The following is an 18,024-nucleotide window of genomic DNA, read 5'->3' as shown; positions in this document are numbered from 1 at the left end:
CGCGACCGGGGACGGACGCCCCGTCCTGCCCCCGGCACCCCCTCGATAGGATCACGCCGTGACTCAGTCGGTGTTGGTGGTCGGATCCGGTGGACGCGAGCACGCCCTGGCGTGGGCGCTGGCGCGCGACCCGCAGGTGCGCGTCCACATCGCGCCCGGCAACCCGGGGACCGCTGCGGTCGGCACCAACCACCCGGTCGACGCGCTGGACGGCGAGGCCGTGGCGGCACTGGCCGTCGCCCTGGGCGCCGACCTCGTCGTGGTCGGACCGGAGGCGCCGCTGGTGGCCGGGGTGGCCGACGACGTCCGCGCGAAGGGCATCCCGGTGTTCGGGCCGTCCGCCGCCGCCGCGCGGCTGGAGGGCAGCAAGGCCTTCGCCAAGGAGATCATGGAGGCGGCCGGTGTCCCGACCGCGGACGCCCGGCTGTGCCTCGACATGGGTGAGGTCGTGGCGGCGCTCGACGAGTTCGGCCCACCGTACGTGGTCAAGGACGACGGGCTGGCCGCGGGCAAGGGCGTCATCGTCACCACCGACCGGGACGCGGCCATCCGCCACGCCGCCGGGTGCCGCGCGGTGATCGTCGAGGAGTTCCTCGACGGGCCGGAGGTGAGCCTCTTCGCGCTCAGCGACGGCACCCACGTGCTGCCGTTCGAGCCGGCCCAGGACTTCAAGCGGGTGGGCGACGGCGACGCCGGTCCCAACACCGGCGGCATGGGCGCCTACACCCCGTTGCCGTGGGCGCCGCCCGGGCTGACCGACGAGGTGGTGCGGACGGTGATCCAGCCGACCGTCGACGAGCTGCGTCGCCGCGGCACCCCGTTCGTCGGCCTCGTGTACGCCGGGCTGGCCCTCACCTCCCGCGGCCTGCGGGTCGTCGAGTTCAACTGCCGCTTCGGCGACCCGGAGACCCAGCCGCTGCTCACCCGCCTCGAGACGCCGCTGTTCGAGGTGCTGCACGCCGCCGCCACCGGCGGTCTCGGCGGGCACGCCCCGCTGGCCTGGGGCAGCGGCGCAGCGGTCGGCGTCGTCGTCGCAGCGCACGGCTACCCCGACTCGCCGCGCAGGGGTGACCCGATCACCGGCGCCGACCAGGACGGGGTCTTCCACGCCGGCACCGCCCTGGACGCGGACGGGCGCCTGGTGAGCGCCGGCGGGCGCGTCCTCACCGTTGTCGGCACCGGCGACACCCTCGCTGCCGCCCGGGACGCCGCGTACGCCACCGTCGCCCGGATCGGGCTCCCCGGCGGGTTCTCCCGCTCCGACATCGCCCTCAAGGCCGCCAACGCAGAGGTGAACGCATGATTCCCGACGTCCTCGCCACCCGGTACGCCTCGGCGGCGATGCGGGAGATCTGGTCGCCGGAGGCCAAGATCGTGGCCGAGCGCAGGCTGTGGCTGGCGGTGCTGCGCGCCCAGGCCGACCTCGGCGTGGACTTCGGCGGCGACGACCCGGACGCGGTGATCGCCGACTACTCCCGGGTGCTCGACCAGGTCGACCTGGCCTCCATCGACGCCCGCGAGCGGGTCACCCGGCACGACGTGAAGGCCCGCATCGAGGAGTTCAACGCCCTCGCCGGCCACGAGCACGTGCACAAGGGCATGACCAGCCGCGACCTCACCGAGAACATCGAGCAGCGCCAGCTGCTGTCATCGCTGGAGCTGGTGCGGGAGCGCATCGTCACCGTCCTGGTGAACCTCGCGCGCCTCGCCGTGCAGTACCGCGACCTGCCGATGGCCGGACGCTCGCACAACGTCGCGGCCCAGACGACCACCCTCGGCAAGCGGTTCGCCTCCGCCGCAGACGAGCTGCTCGTGGCCTTCGACCGGGTGGACGAGCTCATTCGCCGCTACCCCGCGCGCGGGATCAAGGGCCCGATGGGCACGGCGCAGGACATGCTCGACCTGCTCGGCGGGGACGCGGACCGGCTGCGACAGCTGGAGGAGCGGGTCGCCGACCACCTCGGCTTCGGCGGCGTGTTCACCGCGACCGGCCAGGTGTACCCGCGCTCGCTCGACTACGACGCGCTCACCGCCCTCGTCCAGGTGGCGGCGGCGCCGTCGAGCCTCGCGACCACGATCCGGCTGATGGCCGGCCAGGAGCTGGTGACCGAGGGCTTCGCCGAAGGGCAGGTCGGCTCGTCTGCGATGCCGCACAAGATGAACACCCGCTCCTGCGAACGGGTGAACGGCCTCATGGTGGTGCTGCGCGGGTACGCGTCCATGGCCTCTGAGCTCGCCGGCAACCAGTGGAACGAGGGCGACGTCTCCTGCTCGGTGGTGCGCCGGGTCGCCCTGCCGGACGCGTGCTACGCGCTCGACGGACTGTTCGAGACGTTCCTCACCGTGCTCGCCGAGTTCGGTGCCTTCCCGGCCGTGGTCGAGGCCGAGCTCCAGCGCTACCTCCCGTTCCTGACCACCACGAAGGTGCTGATGGCCGCCGTCCGGGCGGGGGTCGGACGCGAGGCGGCGCACGAGGCGATCAAGGAGCACGCCGTCGCCGTGGCCCTGGCGATGCGCGCGGGCGCGGCCACCAACGACCTCTACGACCGGCTCGCCGCCGACCCCCGCCTCGGCCTGAGCCGCGAGCAGCTCGCCGCGGTCGTCGTCGACCCGCTCGAGCTGACCGGCTCGGCGCGCGACCAGGTGGACGCGATCGCCGCCCGGGTCGCCGAACTGGCCGCGCGCTTCCCCGCGGGCGCCGCGTACACCCCGGGCTCGGTTCTCTGAACCACCCGGTGGTGGTGCTCAGGACGGGTTCGCCTCCACCAGGGCGTAGCGCGGGGCGTGCGGGCGCAGCACGTGGTGCCAGCCGGTGACCACACCTGCCAGGGGCGAGCCCACGGCGGGCTCGAGGGCGCGTCGCGCGGACGGGCGGTCCGCAGTGGGGGCGGAAAGGACGAGGGGTGCCTCGGTAGTGGCCATCGGACGACTCCGTTACTGGGGGGTGAGTACGGCGGATTCGGGAATCCGGTGAGGAATTCCCCGGGGGTGTTCGATCCGTTACCGGTTCGTCGGGCACCACTGTGACACAACGCGGCAGGGCGCGAGGAGAATTCCGGTGAACATTCCTCGCACCCGGTGACCGGCGTGTGAATCGATTCTCCCCGGGGCGGCGATCCTCACCGGTGGTGAGTTTCCCCGGTGGCCGGATCAGCCAACCCAGACCCTCGCGTTGCGGAACATCCGCATCCAGGGGCTGGCGCCCTCCGGGCCGTCCGGCGCCCAGGAGAGCTGGGCGTTGCGGGCCACCCGCTCGGGGTGGGGCATCATCGCGGTGAAGCGGCCGTCGGTCGTGGTCACGGCCGTCAGTCCCTCCGGTGAGCCGTTCGGGTTGGTCGGGTAGGTCTCGGCGGGGTTGCCGAAGCCGTCCACGAACCGGGCCGCCCGCCGCACCGTCGCGAGGTCTCCCCGTGCCCCGAAGTCGGCCAGGCCCTCGCCGTGCGCGACGGCGATCGGGAGCCGGCTGCCGGCCATCCCGGTGAAGAACACCGACGGCGACTCCAGCACCTCCACCTGCGCCAGGCGGGCCTCGTACTGCTCGGACCGGTTCCGGGTGAACAGGGGCCAGGCCTCCGCCCCCGGGATCAGGCCGGCGAGGGAGGCGAACATCTGGCACCCGTTGCAGATGCCGAGGCCGAAGGTGTCGGTCCGGGCGAAGAAGGCGGCGAACGCCTCGGTCAGCCGCGGGTTGAACAGCACCGTCCGCGCCCAGCCCTCGCCGGCGCCGAGGGTGTCGCCGTAGGAGAAGCCGCCGGCGGCCACCAGGCCGGTCGCGTCCGCGAGGTCGAACCGGCCCGCCAGCAGGTCGGTCATGTGGACGTCGTAGGCGTCGAAACCGGCCATCGCGAACGCGTGCGCGGTCTCCACGTGGCTGTTCACGCCCTGCTCACGCAGGACGGCGACCTTCGGCCGGGCGCCGACCGACAGGTACGGCGCTGCGACGTCGTGGGCCGGGTCGAAGGTGGGCGCGACGACCAGGCCGGGCACGTCCGCTCCGAACGCCGCGTGCTCCTCGTCCGCGCACTCCGGGTTGTCACGCAGCGCACAGATGCGCCACGACACCTCGTCCCAGGCCTGCGCGAGGTCGCGAAGGTCCTCGTCGAGGAACGGCTCCCCGGCCAGGCTCACCCGCACCCGCCGGTCCTGCGAGGTCTGGCCGACGAGGCGGGACAGGCCGCCCAGACCGTGCCCGGACAGCACGGCGAAGACCCGGTCGACGTCGTCGTCGGCCACGCCGAGAACCACCCCGAGCTCCTCGCTGAACAGCGCGGCCACGCCCGGCACGTCCAGGTCGACGCCGGTCGCGCCCGCGAAGGCCAGCTCGCAGGCGGTGGCCCACAGGCCCCCGTCGGAGCGGTCGTGGTAGGCGGTGACGAGTCCCTCTGCCCGGAGCTGCCCCAGCGCCGCTGCCAGCGCGACCAGCCGCGCCGGGTCGTCGAGGTCGGGCACGACGTCGCCGAACTGGCCGGTGACCTGGGCCAGCATCGAGCCGCCGAGCCGGTCGCGCCCGGCGCCGAGGTCGACCAGCACCAGGGAGGAGCCGGGCCTCAGCTGCGGCGTCCAGGTGCCCGCGACGCTGCGCAGGGACGCGAACGCCGACACCACCAGCGACACCGGCGAGGTCACCTGGCGGGGCCGGCCGGACTCGTCGGTCCAGCGGGTGCGCATCGACAGCGAGTCCTTGCCGACCGGGACGGAGATGCCCAGCGCCGGGCACAGCTCCATCGCCACGGCCCGCACCGTGTCGTAGAGGGCTGCGTCCTCACCCTCCTCGCCGCAGGCGGCCATCCAGTTGGCCGACAGCTTCACCCCGGACAGCTCCACCGGGGCGGCGAACAGGTTGGTGAGGGCTTCGCCCACGGCCATCCGCCCAGACGCCGGGGCGTCGACGGCCGCCAGCGGCAAGCGCTCGCCCGAGGACATCGCCTGGCCGGCGAGCCCGGTGTGGTCGGACAGGGTCACGGCGACGTCGGCCACGGGCACCTGCCAGGGCCCCACCATCTGGTCGCGGTGGTTGAGTCCGCCGACGGTGCGGTCGGCGATCGTCACGAGGAACCGCTTGGAGGCCACCGAGGGGTGGCGGAGAACCGCGTAGGCGGCGTCCCGCAGGTCGACGCCGTCCAGGTCGAGGGGCGGAGCACTGCGCGGGACGCGGGTCGCGTCGCGGGTCATGCGCGGCGGCTTGCCGAGCAGCACCTCCATCGGCATGTCGATCGGCCGATCGTCGCCCTCTGCGTCCTGCGGGCCGGGGGCGAGCACCAGCTGGCCGCCCTCACGGGCGACGCCCACGACCGCGTAGGGGCAGCGCTCCCGGTCGCACAACGCGGCGAACCGCTCCAGCGACCCCGGCGCGATGGCCAGGACATAACGCTCCTGGCTCTCGTTGCACCAGACCTCCTTCGGCGCCAGGCCCGACTCCTCCAGCGGCACGGCGGACAGGTCGAACCGGGCGCCGAGCCCGGCGCCGTCCACGAGTTCGGGGAACGCGTTGGACAGCCCGCCGGCGCCGACGTCATGGATCGAGAGGATCGGGTTGTCGGCGCCCAGGCTCACGCAGTGGTTGATGACCTCCTGCGCGCGGCGCTGGATCTCGGGGTTGCCGCGCTGGACGGAGTCGAAGTCGAGCTCGGCGGCGTTCGCGCCGGAGGCCATCGAGGACGCGGCCCCGCCGCCCATGCCGATGCGCATGCCGGGCCCGCCGATCTGGATCAGCAGCGTGCCCGCCGGGTAGGTGATCTTCTCGGTCTGGGACGCGCTGATCGACCCCAGGCCCCCCGCGCTCATGATCGGCTTGTGGTAGCCGCGGCGGACGCCGTCCACCGTCTGCTCGAAGACGCGGAAGAAGCCGCCCAGGCCGGGCCTGCCGAACTCGTTGTTGAAGGCCGCGGCGCCGAGCGGCCCCGCCGTCATGATCTCCAGCGGGGTGGCGATGTGGGCGGGCGCGCCGTACGGGTCGCGCTCCCACGGCTCGTCCGTGCCCGGGAGGTGGAGGTTCGACACGGCGAAGCCGGTGAGGCCCGCCTTGGGACGGGACCCGCGCCCGGTGGCACCCTCGTCCCGGATCTCGCCGCCGGAGCCGGTGGCCGCGCCGGGGAAGGGGCTGATGGCCGTCGGGTGGTTGTGGGTCTCCACCTTCATCAGCACGTGCACGTCGTCCTCGCGCGCGACGTACCGGCTGGGGCCGTCGGCACCCTCGGGTGCCCAGACGGTGATCCGCCCGCCCTCCATGATCGAGGCGTTGTCCTTGTAGGCCACCACGGTGCCCTGTCCGCAGACGGCCTCGGTGTAGCGGATCATCGAGAACAGCGACCGCTCCTGCGGGACGCCGTCGAGCAGGAAGTCGGCGTTGAAGATCTTGTGCCGGCAGTGCTCGGAGTTCGCCTGGGCGAACATCATCAACTCGACGTCGGTCGGGTTGCGGCGTAGTTCAGTGAAGGACGTCACCAGGTAGTCGATCTCGTCGTCGCTGAGGGCGAGGCCGAAGGCGGTGTTGGCCTCCTCGATGGCCGCCCGGCCGCGCCCGGTGACGTCGACATGCGCCATCGGCTCGGCTTCGCGCTCATCGAAGAGGGCGGCCGAGGCCTCGACCGACGCGAACGCCGACTCGGTCATCCGGTCGTGCAGCAGCGCGGCGCAGGCGGTGCGGTCGGCGTCGGTCAGCGGGGCGTCCGCCGCCAGCGTGTACTCGACCACCCGCTCCACGCGGTGGATGGCCACGCCGCAGTTGTGCGTGATGTCGGTGGCCTTCGACGCCCAGGGCGAGACCGTGCCCAGCCGCGGAGCGACGACCACGACGGCCGTCGCCGCGCCCGAAGCGGGCTCCCCGGCCGGCGGCCCGTAGGTGAGCAGGCGGCGCAGCGTGTCGGTGGTGTCGGCGTCCAGCGCGTGCGCAGAGGCCACCCAGTGCACGTGCCGGGCGCTGACGGCGGTGAGCCCGGGCACCGCCTCTCGCAGGCGGCGGACGAGCGCCGCGGCGCGGAACGGCGAGAGCGCGTTGCCGCCCCCGAAGCTGGTCAGCACGAACGCGTGCGAGGGGGGCATGGGACCTCCGGAACGGCTGGACGGACGGCGGGTACAGGCTAACGTCCCGCGGAGCCCACCGGTTCCCGGCCTCGGCCGGCGAGAACGCCCCGGACCCGTCGCCGCCTCCGGCCCCTGCGCCGTTAGGCTGGCCGTCGTGCTCGACGCCCCGATCCACACCGGCAAGGTCCGGCGCCTCTACGCCTGGCCAGGCGACCGCATCCTGATGGTGGCCACCGACGCCATCTCGGCCTTCGACCACGTGCTCCCCACGCCGATTCCCGACAAGGGCGCCGTCCTCGCCCAGCTGTCGCTGTGGTGGTTCGCTCAACTGGCCGACCTGATCCCCAACCACGTGGTCTCGACCGACGTCCCGCCGGAGGTGGCCGGACGGGCGATCGTCGTGGAGAAGCTCGACATGGTGCCCGTGGAGTGCGTGGCCCGCGGCTACCTCACGGGCTCGGGCTGGGCGGAGTACGTCACGGCCCGGTCGGTGTGCGGCGTCCCCCTGCCCGAGGGCCTGCTGGACGGCTCGCGGCTGCCCGAGCCCATCTTCACCCCGGCGATCAAGGCGCCGATGGGGGAGCACGACGAGAACGTGGGCTTCGACACGATCGTTGCCCTGCACGGGGCCGACCTCGCCGGACGCCTGCGCGAGGCCACCCTGGCCATCTATGCCCGGGCGGCGGAACTGGCCGCAGGTCGGGGGATCATCCTCGCCGACACCAAGTTCGAGTTCGGGCTGCGCCCCGACGGGACCCTGGTGCTCGCCGACGAGGTCCTCACCCCCGACTCCTCACGGTTCTGGGACGCAGCGGCCTGGCAGCCGGGCCGCAGCCTGCCCAGCTTCGACAAGCAGTACGTGCGCGACTGGCTGGCCAACGACTCCGGCTGGGACCGTGTCTCGCCGCCCCCGGACCTGCCGGACGAGGTCGTCGCGGCCACGCGGGAGCGATACCTCGAGGCCTACCGGAGACTGACCGGCCACGAATTCGGGGACGGCTTCACAACCACTTCCTGACGCACTATCCTGAGCGCAAGCTGAGAGGCTCTCAGTGATCTCCCCCGGGATTGCTGAGAGTTTCCCTGTTCCCCCCGAACAAGGAAGTCCGCCAATGACGTTCTCCCGCGCCCGTCTCGTCCGGGCCCTGGTCGCAGCCTTCGCCGCGACACTCGTCAGTGCGCCGGCGTGGGTGCCTGCCCCCGCCGCCGCCGTCGACACCCCCACCGCCGCGACCGCGGACGCCGCGCTCCGCGTGGGCACCTTCAACGTCCGCTGCGCCAACTGCTCGAAGAACCCGGTCAACAGCAGGGAGAAGAGCTGGAGCGTCCGCGGCCCGGTCGTCGCCCAGTCGATCGTCGACGAGCGCCTCGACGTGATCGGCCTCCAGGAGGCCTCCCCGGGCCTGCTCAGCGGCACGAAGATCGCCCAGTTCGAGAACCTGCTCTCCCTGGTGAACGAGCGCGGCGGCTCCTACGCCGTCACCAACGACGCCCGCTACAACTGCACGCGGACCTCGACCACCTTCAGCAGCTGTGGCGGGTACCTCAACCGTGGTGCCTCCCAGGACGCGCGCATCTTCTACAACACCCAGCGCCTGTCCCTGGAGGACAACGGCTCGCTGCGCCTGGACGGTCGCTCGATCGGCAACGGCAGCGCCCGCTACATGGCCTGGGCGCAGTTCAGCGACAAGGTGACCGGGAAGCAGTTCATCTTCGCCACCGCCCACTTCGAGCCCGGCGTGAGCAAGAGCAAGACCTCCGTGCGCGTGAAGCAGGTGAAGAAGGCCGTCGCAGAACTCAACCGGGTCAACGACGGACTGCCGATCATCTGGGGCAGTGACCTCGCCAGCAGCAAGCTGACCCACGTCGGCAACAAGGCCTACGACGCCTTCCGGGCCGCCGGCTTCACCGATCCGCTGGGCAACACCTACAAGTCGAAGGTCATCCCCACCAGCGCCGATCTGACGCCCTCGACGGCGGTGAACGAGGAGTACTTCACCCTCAACAACTTCGCGAGCGGCCCGAAGGACTACGTCAGCCGTGGCTACAAGCTCGGCGCCCACCTCGACTACATCCTGGTCAAGGGCAACGTGCGGACCACGGCGTGGAAGGAAGTCATGAACCTCGACTCCGGCGGCAAGTTCGCGGGGGTCATCCCGTCCGACCACAACATGGTGGTCGCCTCGGTCGCCCTGGCCTGATCTCCCGGTCTCCGGCCCGGTCCGCTGCGGCGGGCCGGGCCGAGCCGTGCCCGGCTAGGGGAGTTCCGCCCGGGCGACCAGGGCCGCCAGCGGGCTGTCCTCGCCGAGGTTGGCCAGCAGGGACGCGCCGTGCAGGGCGTTGCCGAGCGGCTCGGTGAGCGTCAGCGACGGCCACTGCATGCGCAGGTAGCTGGTGAAGCGGTCGCGCACGTGGCGCGAGCGCAGCACCTGGCCCAGCGCGCACACCTGCGGCGGCTCGTGGCCCATCAGCCCCACCCGGCGCAGCCCGGCCAGCACCGACTCGCTGAGCTCCGCCGCCGCGGCGTCCATGATCCCGGCCGCCACCGGGTCGGTGTCGGCGGCCTCGTCCACCACCCGGGCGAAGTCGGCGATGCGGCTCACCCTGCGATGGTCGGACTGGAGCTCGACGTACGCCGTGGACAGGTCGGGGAACAGCTCCGCCAGGCGCGCGGTCAGCCGGGTCATCCGCCCCCGGCCGTCGTAGCCGCGCATCGCGGCGTCCATGCCCGCACGCCCGATCCAGAACGCGCTGCCGGCGTCGCCGAGCAGGTGGCCCCAGCCGTCCACCCGTGCCACGGACCTCGGGCCGACGGCGAGCGCGACCACGCCGGTGCCGGCCGCGACCACGGCACCGGGGGAGTCCCCGAGCGCACCCAGGTAGCTGGTGGTGGAGTCGTGGGCGACCGCGACCTCGGTGATGCCGGCCGGCGCCACCAGCCCGAGGAGCTCTGCGGCCTCCGGCGCCACCAGGCCGGAACTGCCCACGCCGAGCACGGTCGGCGTCAGCCGGTGCTCGGTGAGGAACGCGATCGCCGCCTCCGCCACCTGGGGCATCAGCGGGCGGTCGGTGAGGATGCCGGGGGCGTCGCCCTCGAGGCGCTCCAGGCCGTGCTCCCACCGCAACCGGATCCCGCTCTGGCCGGCGTCCAGCGCCAACATTCCGCCCACGTCGGCAGCCTAATCCGCGATCGCGCCCCGGATCCGGGGAACGTACGGACTCACCCCGACAGGGTGGCCGGGCACCAGCCGCGCAGCCCGTTGAGGAAGGCGAGCCCCTCCGCCCGGTCGAGGTCGGCGACGACGAGCCGGGCCTCGCGCAGCCGTCCGGACGCGAGTAGTTCGGCGCGCAGCGTCCCCGGGAGCAGGCCCGAGGACGCCGGCGGTGTCACCCACGCGCCGTCGAGGAGTACCGCGAGGTTGCCCAGCGTGCACTCGGTCAGCTCACCGCGGGAGTTGTGGCACACGACGTCGTCGACGCCCGGCCCGGCCGCCCGGCGCAGCCGGTCGTAGTGCGCACGGTGGGTGGTCTTGTGCCGGATCACCGGGCCCAGCAGCCCGTCGGCGTCCAGCGGTTCGCGGGCCAGCGCGAGGCGCACCGGGCGGCCCTCCTCCGGTGCCGGCGCCACCTCGACCGCCGGCGGGCCGTCGCCCGCGACCAGCCGGACGCGGTGCCGTCCCGTGGGATGGGCGGACGCGGTGCGGTCCAGCAGGTCCTCCACCGCCGGGGCAGCCAGCGGCAGCCCGTGCGCGGCGCAGGTGGCGGCCAGCCGCGCGAGGTGGGCGGCCCGGCGGGCGAACCGGCCGTCGGCCAGCAGCATCGTCTCCAGGCCGCGCAGCGGGACGCCGGCGAGGAAGGCGGCCTTCGCGTGCCACTCGGCCACCTCCGCCGCGGGCAGGGAGTCGGCGACGACGCCGCTGCCGATGCCGCAGGTGAGCACCCCGTCCCGGGCGGTGACCGTCCGGATCGGCACGTTGAACACCGCGTCTCCGCCGGGCCGGATGAGCCCGAGCGCGCCGCAGTACCAGCCCCTCGGGGCGTCCTCGAGGTCGGCGATCACGCCCATCGCTGCGAGCTTCGGCGCGCCGGTCACCGACCCGCAGGGGAACAGTGCGGCGAAGACCTCCGCCAGCCGGGTGCCGGGCGGCGTGCGTCCGCTCACCGTGGAGGTGAGCTGCCAGACCGTCGGCAGCCGGTGCACCTCGAACAGCCGGTCCACGTTCACGGTCCCGGGGAGGCAGACCCGCCCGAGGTCGTTGCGGAGCAGGTCGACGATCATGAGGTTCTCGGCCCGCTCCTTGGGCGTCGCGAGCACGTCCGGCCCGGCGGACGCGGGCGCGGTGCCCTTCATCGGCTCGGTCACCACCCGCTCGCCGCGGCGCGCGAAGAAGAGCTCCGGCGACACGCTGGCCACGCCGGCGGCAGCCGAGTAGACGGCGTAGCCGCCCGGCTGGGCCGCGGCCAGCCCGCGGAAGAGCTCCCACAGGTCGGCTCCGGGGGCGACCGCCCGCCACCGCGAGGTGAGGTTCACCTGGTAGCAGTCGCCCGCGGCGATGTGCCCGACGACCCGCGTGACCCCGTCCTCCGGGCCCAGCCCGTGCGCCAGCGTCCGGTCGGGTCGCCAGTCGAGGGCGGGCAGTCCGGCCGGGTCCTCCGGCCAGGGTCCGGGCGGGTCGGCGTAGACCTCGAAGTGCGCGGCGGGGGTGTCGTCGCGCCGCGCGTGCTGGGCCGCGTCCCACGCCCCGGCGGCACCGTAGGACAACCCGCCGAGCACCCACGCGCCGGCCAGCGCCGCGGCCTCGGCCGCCTCGACGACGGCTGGCACCTCCGCGGGGGAGTCCGCCCGGAGCACCCGGGGACGCCCCAGGAACACCCCGCGCAGCCGTTCCTGCCTCCCCGGCGGATCGGCGGGCAGGTCGAACGCCGCGCTGACCGCTCGGCTCAACGGACCTGCCGTCCCCGGAAGTGGTCCATCGTGTGGTTGATGCCGAACAGGTCGACCAGCGCCTCGAAGGCCCGTCCCGGCAGCACGCGCAGCGCCGGGACCACGCGCACCAGCGGCGGGAGGATCAGCTGGCGGCGGTCGCGGGCGATGGCGTCGAGCACCTTGGCCGCCACCTCCGCCTCCTTCAGGATCGGCAGGAGCAGGGGGAACCTCGTCCGCACCCCGGCGAACATGCCGGTGTCGATGTAGTAGGGCGCCACCAGCACCGTGTGGACGCCGCTGCCGCGCAGCTCCGCCCGCAACGACTCGGTGAAGCCGACCGCAGCCCACTTGCTGGCCGCGTAGTCGGTCTGCCGGGCGACGCCCACCAGGCCGGCGGCGCTGGCGATGGTGACGAGGCTGCCGCGTCCACGGGCGACCATGCCCGGGAGGAAGGCGCGGGTGGTCCAGTACATCGCCAGGGTGTTCACCTCGAAGGTGCGCCGGATCCCCTCCTCGGTCGCCTCCAGCAGGGGCTTCCCGGTGACCACGCCGGCGCAGTTCACCAGCACGTCCACCTCCCCGGCGTCCGCGGCGGCGGCGGCCACCGCGGCGGCGTCCGTCACGTCCACGCGGGCGCCGGTCGCCCCGGCCCCCGCCTGTCGCGCGGTCTCGGCCGCGGCCTCACCGTCGAGGTCCCACGCGACGACGCGGGCACCGCGGCCCGCAGCCTGCAGGACGAGCCGGCGGCCCAGACCGCTGCCCGCACCCGTGACGAGCACCCTCGCACCATCGAGCTCCACGGCTCACCCCCACCGGTTCAGCAGGCCGATGGCCCGCGTCATGACGTCCGCGTACCCCTTGTTGCCCACCCCTCGCGGCGGCGCGATCGGGTGCAGCCGCTGCACGGCCACCGTCTGCGGCTCCGTGTACTTCAGCAGGCCGTGGCTGCCGTGCCGGCGTCCCATGCCCGACTCGCCCATCCCGCCCATGGACGCGGCGTGGGAGCCCCAGGCCGCGGCGTAGCCCTCGTTGACGTTCACCGTGCCCACGCGCAGGCGGGCAGCGACGGCCTCGCCCCGTCCGGCGGACCAGACGCTGGCGTTGAGCCCGTAGCGGGAGTCGTTGGCGCGCTCGACGGCCTCGTCCTCCGACGCCACCCGGTACAGCGAGAGCACAGGGCCGAAGGTCTCCTCCCGGCACAGCGCCATCTCCTCGGTGACCCCGGACAGCACGGTCGGCTCGTAGAAGAACGGGCCGAGGTCGGGCCGCGGCCGTCCGCCGGCGAGCATGAACGCGCCCTTCGCGACGGCGTCCTCGACGTGCCGGGAGACCGCGGCGAGCTGCCCCGCGGAGGCCAGCGAGCCGACGTCGACGTTCCAGTCCAGGCCGGCGCCGAGGCGCAGCGAGGCGACCTGGGCGAGGAGCTCCTCGACGAAGCGGTCGTAGACCTCGCCCACCACGTACGCCCGCTCGATGCCCACGCACACCTGGCCGGTGTTGGCGAAGGCCGCGCGGACGGTCCCTGCCGCGGCGGCCCGCAGGTTCGCGTCGGCGAGCACCAGCAGCGGGTTCTTGCCGCCCAGTTCCCCGGAGAAGCCGATCAGCCGCTCGGCGCAGGCGGCGGCCAGCCGGCGTCCGGTGGCGGTGGAGCCGGTGAACATCACGTAGTCCACCTCCGCGACCAGCGCCGGCCCGAGCACCGACCCCGACCCCGGCAGCACCTGGAAGAGGTTCTCCGGCAGGCCGGCCAGGGCGAACAGTTCCGCGAGCAGCCGCGCGGTGAACGGCGTCTGCGAGTCGGGCTTGAGCACCACGGCGTTGCCGGCCAGCAGCGCCTGGGCCGCGTCGGAGGCGGGCAGGTTGAACGGGTAGTTCCAGGGGTTGATGATGCCCACCACACCGACCGGGCGGTGGTACTCCCTGGTGCGGGTGAGCAGCGGGATGGCTCCGGCCCTTCGGGACGGCCGCAGCAGCCCGGGAGCCTGGGACGCGAACACGCGCACCGCGCGGGCCGCGTCCAGGAACTCCTCGAGGGCGCTGATCCGGGCCTTGCCGGTCTCCTCCTGGATGGTGTCGAGGATCCGGTCCCGGTGGGCGAGGATCAGCCGGGCCAGCTCGCGGAACACCGCGGCGCGCCGGGTGACGGGGACTCTCGCCCAGGCGCGCTGGGCGACCCTGGCCCGGGCGACGGCCGGCGCGATCGCGTCCGGCGGGGTCGCGGGCAGGACGCCGTAGACGGTGTCATCGAAGGGACGGCGAACGACCAGGTGCTCGGGGGCCACGGGCATCAGGGTACGCGGACGCTACCCGCGCGCGGCCCCCTTGTGCAGGTCGTGCCCCACGGGTCCCCGGGCGTACCCCGATCGGCCCCCGGCTTCCCCCGCGCGAGCCTGTGCAGCCACCCCACCCACGCCTAGGGTGAGCAGCATGGAACCGAGCAGCAACACTCCTGCCGACGAGCGCGAGCCGATCGAGACCGAGCCCGCCGTCGAGCCCACGACCCCCGCCGACACCGACCCCGAGCCGGTGGACGCAGAACTGGTCGATCCCGAGCCGGTCGCACAACCCGTCGCCGAGCCGGTGGACGCCGAGCCGGTGGACGCCGAGCTTGTCGATCCCGCGCCGGTCGCGCAGCCCGTCACCGCGCCGGTCGCGCAGCCCGTCACCGAGCCGGTCGAGGACGCCGTCCCCGCAGAGCCCGGCCCCCTCGCCCTCGACGACGTCGAGCCCGAGGCCCCGGTCGCCCCGGACCTCGGTGCGCTGGAGACGGAGGCGCGCCTGCCCGGCCAGGCCACCAACCTCGACCTGCCGAGCCTCGAGCTCCCGCACCCGGCGCCCGAGCCGGCACCCCCCGCACCGCCGGTGGCGCCGGCGGTGCCCTTCGGCGGCGACTACTCCCAGAACCTCGCGCAGTCGGCCTACGGCCAGCCCGCGCCCCAGCCGTCGCCGGCTCCGCAGGCGGTCCCGCAGCCGCAGGCGCCGTACGCGGAGTCCCCGTACGCCGTGCCCCCGGCGCAGCAGTACGCCCAGCCGGCCTTCGGGCAGGACCCCTACGCGCAGGCCGGCTACCAGCCCGGCTACGCCCAGCCCGGGCAGATGGTGCCCGCCGCCTCGATCTCGCCGGCGGAGGAGAACACCTGGGCAACGGCCGCGCACTGGTCGTCCCTCGTCGCCGGTCTGGTGAGCCTGCCGTTCCTCGGCCCGCTGCTGGTGATGCTGGTGCAGGGCCCGAAGAGCGCGCGGGTGCGCGCGAACGCGGTGGAGTCGCTGAACTTCGACATCACCATGTCGATCGCCATGATCGTCAGCATCGTGCTGATGGTGGTCATCGTCGGCTTCATCCTCGCCCCGCTGGTCGGCCTGCTCTGGCTGATCTTCAAGATCGTCGCGGCCGTCCAGACCACGAGCGGGCAGGACTACCGCTACCCGTTCAACATCCGCATCGTGAAGTGAACCCCGTCCGGGGTCGTCGGCCGCGGCCGGTAGACTCGGGCCGTGCAGAGCCCGGGTGACGACTGGACCGACGACCCCGGACCCAGGGACGCCTGTGGCGTCTTCGGCGTGTGGGCGCCCGGCGAAGAGGTGGCCAAGCTCACCTACTTCGGCCTCTACGCCCTCCAGCACCGCGGCCAGGAGTCTGCCGGCATGGCGGTCAGCAACGGCGAGCGCATCATGGTCTTCAAGGACATGGGCCTGGTCTCGCAGGTGTTCGACGAGCCCACGCTGAACTCCCTCAACGGGTTCCTCGCCGTCGGCCACTGCCGCTACTCCACCACCGGCGCCAGCACCTGGGACAACGCCCAGCCCACCTTCCGCGGCACCCGCGACTTCAGCCTCGCGCTCGCGCACAACGGCAACCTCACCAACACCGACGAGCTCGAGGCCTGGCTGGGCCAGAGCGTCGAGCCGTCCCAGGTGCCGCGCAAGAACCGCATGGACTCCACCTCCGACACCGCGCTGGTCACCGCCCTGATGACGGCCCACGCGGAGAACGGCCTGAAGGAGGCGGCGCTCGAGGTGCTGCCCCGGCTCCAGGGCGCCTTCTGCCTGGTCTTCGCCACCGAGCACACGCTGTTCGCCGCGCGCGACGCCCAGGGCATCCACCCGCTCGTGCTCGGCCGGCTGGCGTCGGGCTGGGTGGTCGCGAGCGAGACCGCAGCGCTCGACATCATCGGGGCGTCGCTGATCCGCGAGGTCGAGCCGGGCGAGCTGATCTGGATCGACGAGTCGGGGCTGAACAGCACGCGCTTCGCGCAGGCCGACCCCAAGGGGTGCCTGTTCGAGTACGTCTACCTCGCTCGTCCCGACACCCTCATCTCCGGCCGCCGGGTGCACGCGGTGCGCGTCGAGATCGGCCGGACGCTGGCCATGGAGGCCCCGGCAGACGCCGACCTGGTGATCCCCACCCCCGAGTCGGGGACGCCGTCGGCCATCGGGTTCGCGGAGGCGTCCGGCATCCCCTACGGCCTGGGCCTGGTGAAGAACTCCTATGTCGGGCGGACGTTCATCCAGCCGTCCCAGACCATCCGGCAACTGGGCATCCGGCTGAAGCTGAACCCGATCCGCGACGTCATCGAGGGCAAGCGGCTGGTGGTGGTGGACGACTCGATCGTCCGCGGCAACACCCAGCGCGCGCTGGTGAAGATGCTCCGCGAGGCCGGCGCGGCCGAGGTGCACGTGCGCATCTCGTCCCCGCCCGTGCAGTGGCCGTGCTTCTACGGCATCGACTTCGCCACGCGCGCCGAGCTGATCGCGCCCGGTCTCAGCGTGGACGAGATCTGCCGCTCGATCGGCGCCGATTCCCTCGGCTACATCAGCCTGGAGGGGCTCACCGCCTCCACCGGCATCTCCGGGCGCAAGCTGTGCCGCGCCTGCTTCGAGGGCACCTATCCGGTGCCGATCCCCGCCGACCGTGCCCGCCAGATGGGATTGGAGCAGAAGCTTGGCTGCTGAGCAGAGCGCCTACGCCGCCGCCGGTGTCGACATCGTCGCCGGTGACCGGGCCGTGGAACTGATGAAGGCCTCCGTCGCGGCCAGCCACCGGCCGGAGGTGCTGGGCGGCCTGGGCGGCTTCGCCGGCTTCTTCGACGCCTCGGCGCTCGCGCGCTACCGGCGTCCGGTCCTGGCCACCTCCACCGACGGGGTCGGCACCAAGGTGGCGATCGCCCAGGCGATGGGCGTCTACGACACGATCGGCTGGGACCTCGTCGGCATGCTCGTCGACGACCTGGTAGTCACCGGCGCCGAGCCGCTGTTCGTCACCGACTACATTGCGTGCGGGAAGGTCTTCCCCGAGCGCATCGCGGCGATCGTCGGTGGGATCGCTGCGGCGTGCACCGCGGCGGGCGCCGCGCTGCTGGGTGGCGAGACCGCTGAGCATCCCGGCCTGCTCGAGCCCGAGGAGTTCGACATCGCCGGCGCCACCACCGGCGTCGTCGAGTACGACCGGATCCTCGGGGCCGACCGGGTGCGTCCCGGCGACGCCGTGCTGGCATTGGCGTCCTCGGGGCTGCACTCCAACGGGTACTCCCTCGTGCGGCACGTGGTCGCTTCCGCCGGCTGGGAGCTCGACAGGGAGGTGCCGGAGCTGGGCCGCACGCTGGGCGAGGAGCTGCTCACCCCCACCCGGGTGTACGCCAGGGACCTGCTGGCGATCATCGACGCGGTCGAGGTGCACTCGATCAGCCACATCACCGGCGGCGGCCTGGCCAACAACCTCGTGCGGGTGCTGCCCGACGGTGTCGTCGCGGACCTCGACCGTGCGTCGTGGACGCCCCCGGCGGTCTTCGGCCTCGTGCAGGACCTCGGACGCATCTCGCAGCCGGACGTGGAGGCGACCCTGAACCAGGGCGTCGGCATGGCCCTGGTGCTCCCGGAGTCCTCGGTCGCCACCGCGAGCCGGCTCGCCGAGCAGGCGGGCATCGCGTCCTGGGTGCTCGGCGGGATCCGTCCCGAACCCGGGGCGCCCGCCCGCGTGGAACTGCACGGAGAGCACCCTCTCCGGGGCTGAGCGTCGTCTTTGCGGCCGTGCGCTGATTGGGTACCCTTGGCCTCACGAAGACACTTGATTGATT

12 protein-coding genes and 1 pseudogene are annotated in these 18,024 nt (G+C 73.3%); 7 read left to right on the top strand and 6 right to left on the bottom strand.

Annotation, left to right across the window (positions count from 1 at the left end):
- Positions 1 to 58: 58 nt before the first annotated feature.
- Both purD and purB read left to right on the top strand, forming a co-directional pair.
- Positions 59 to 1,303 (top strand): phosphoribosylamine--glycine ligase, encoded by a 1,245-nt coding sequence (gene purD / locus ACFQQJ_RS01280; protein WP_377103262.1) that lies wholly within the window; start codon positions 59 to 61, stop codon positions 1,301 to 1,303.
- Complete coding sequence (gene purB / locus ACFQQJ_RS01275; RefSeq protein ID WP_377103260.1) at positions 1,300 to 2,727, top strand: adenylosuccinate lyase; 1,428 nt, start codon at positions 1,300 to 1,302, stop codon at positions 2,725 to 2,727. The genes purD and purB overlap by 4 nt, the downstream gene beginning before the upstream one ends.
- 18 nt (positions 2,728 to 2,745) lie before the next feature.
- Here purB and ACFQQJ_RS01270 read toward each other — a convergent pair whose 3' ends face one another.
- Complete coding sequence (locus ACFQQJ_RS01270; protein ID WP_377103258.1) at positions 2,746 to 2,922, bottom strand: hypothetical protein; 177 nt, start codon at positions 2,920 to 2,922, stop codon at positions 2,746 to 2,748.
- A gap of 228 nt (positions 2,923 to 3,150) precedes the next feature.
- Positions 3,151 to 7,041: a phosphoribosylformylglycinamidine synthase gene (purL, locus tag ACFQQJ_RS01265; RefSeq protein ID WP_377103256.1), complete on the bottom strand. Its 3,891-nt coding sequence runs from the start codon at positions 7,039 to 7,041 to the stop codon at positions 3,151 to 3,153.
- A 127-nt stretch (positions 7,042 to 7,168) separates the two neighbouring features.
- Here purL and ACFQQJ_RS01260 point away from each other — a divergent pair.
- Positions 7,169 to 8,020, top strand: a pseudogene (locus ACFQQJ_RS01260) (phosphoribosylaminoimidazolesuccinocarboxamide synthase); the annotation flags it as partial.
- A 115-nt stretch (positions 8,021 to 8,135) separates the two neighbouring features.
- Positions 8,136 to 9,224: a hypothetical protein gene (locus ACFQQJ_RS01255; protein WP_377103254.1), complete on the top strand. Its 1,089-nt coding sequence runs from the start codon at positions 8,136 to 8,138 to the stop codon at positions 9,222 to 9,224.
- Between the two features lie 54 nt (positions 9,225 to 9,278).
- On the opposite strand, the gene ACFQQJ_RS01250 is transcribed toward ACFQQJ_RS01255, so the two are convergent.
- Genes ACFQQJ_RS01250 through ACFQQJ_RS01235 form a run of 4 tightly spaced genes read right to left on the bottom strand, consistent with a single transcriptional unit; the run spans position 9,279 to position 14,232 of the window.
- Complete coding sequence (locus tag ACFQQJ_RS01250; protein WP_377103948.1) at positions 9,279 to 10,184, bottom strand: N-acetylglucosamine kinase; 906 nt, start codon at positions 10,182 to 10,184, stop codon at positions 9,279 to 9,281.
- Positions 10,185 to 10,243: 59 nt separating this feature from the next.
- Positions 10,244 to 11,968: a bifunctional chorismate-binding protein/class IV aminotransferase gene (locus ACFQQJ_RS01245; protein WP_377103252.1), complete on the bottom strand. Its 1,725-nt coding sequence runs from the start codon at positions 11,966 to 11,968 to the stop codon at positions 10,244 to 10,246.
- Positions 11,965 to 12,750: an SDR family oxidoreductase gene (locus ACFQQJ_RS01240; RefSeq protein ID WP_377103250.1), complete on the bottom strand. Its 786-nt coding sequence runs from the start codon at positions 12,748 to 12,750 to the stop codon at positions 11,965 to 11,967. The genes ACFQQJ_RS01245 and ACFQQJ_RS01240 overlap by 4 nt, the downstream gene beginning before the upstream one ends.
- A gap of 3 nt (positions 12,751 to 12,753) precedes the next feature.
- Complete coding sequence (locus tag ACFQQJ_RS01235) at positions 12,754 to 14,232, bottom strand: succinic semialdehyde dehydrogenase (RefSeq protein ID WP_377103248.1); 1,479 nt, start codon at positions 14,230 to 14,232, stop codon at positions 12,754 to 12,756.
- A 145-nt stretch (positions 14,233 to 14,377) separates the two neighbouring features.
- Here ACFQQJ_RS01235 and ACFQQJ_RS01230 point away from each other — a divergent pair, with 145 nt between their 5' ends.
- From ACFQQJ_RS01230 to purM, 3 genes are read left to right on the top strand one after another with little or no spacing between them, the layout of a single operon-like run.
- Positions 14,378 to 15,403 (top strand): DUF4870 domain-containing protein, encoded by a 1,026-nt coding sequence (locus ACFQQJ_RS01230; RefSeq protein ID WP_377103246.1) that lies wholly within the window; start codon positions 14,378 to 14,380, stop codon positions 15,401 to 15,403.
- 42 nt (positions 15,404 to 15,445) lie between these two features.
- Complete coding sequence (gene purF / locus ACFQQJ_RS01225; protein WP_377103244.1) at positions 15,446 to 16,903, top strand: amidophosphoribosyltransferase; 1,458 nt, start codon at positions 15,446 to 15,448, stop codon at positions 16,901 to 16,903.
- The gene (gene purM, locus ACFQQJ_RS01220; protein WP_377103242.1) at positions 16,893 to 17,960 is read left to right on the top strand and encodes a phosphoribosylformylglycinamidine cyclo-ligase; all 1,068 of its coding nucleotides are present in this window, start codon (positions 16,893 to 16,895) and stop codon (positions 17,958 to 17,960) included. The genes purF and purM overlap by 11 nt, the downstream gene beginning before the upstream one ends.
- The last annotated feature ends 64 nt before the right edge of the window (positions 17,961 to 18,024 follow it).

Origin of the sequence: Propionicimonas sp. T2.31MG-18 (genome assembly GCF_964266745.1) — a bacterium.
GTDB lineage: Bacteria > Actinomycetota > Actinomycetes > Propionibacteriales > Propionibacteriaceae > Propionicimonas.
The sequence above is the reverse complement of the archived record's forward strand: the minus strand, read 5'-3'. Positions and strand labels throughout refer to the sequence as shown.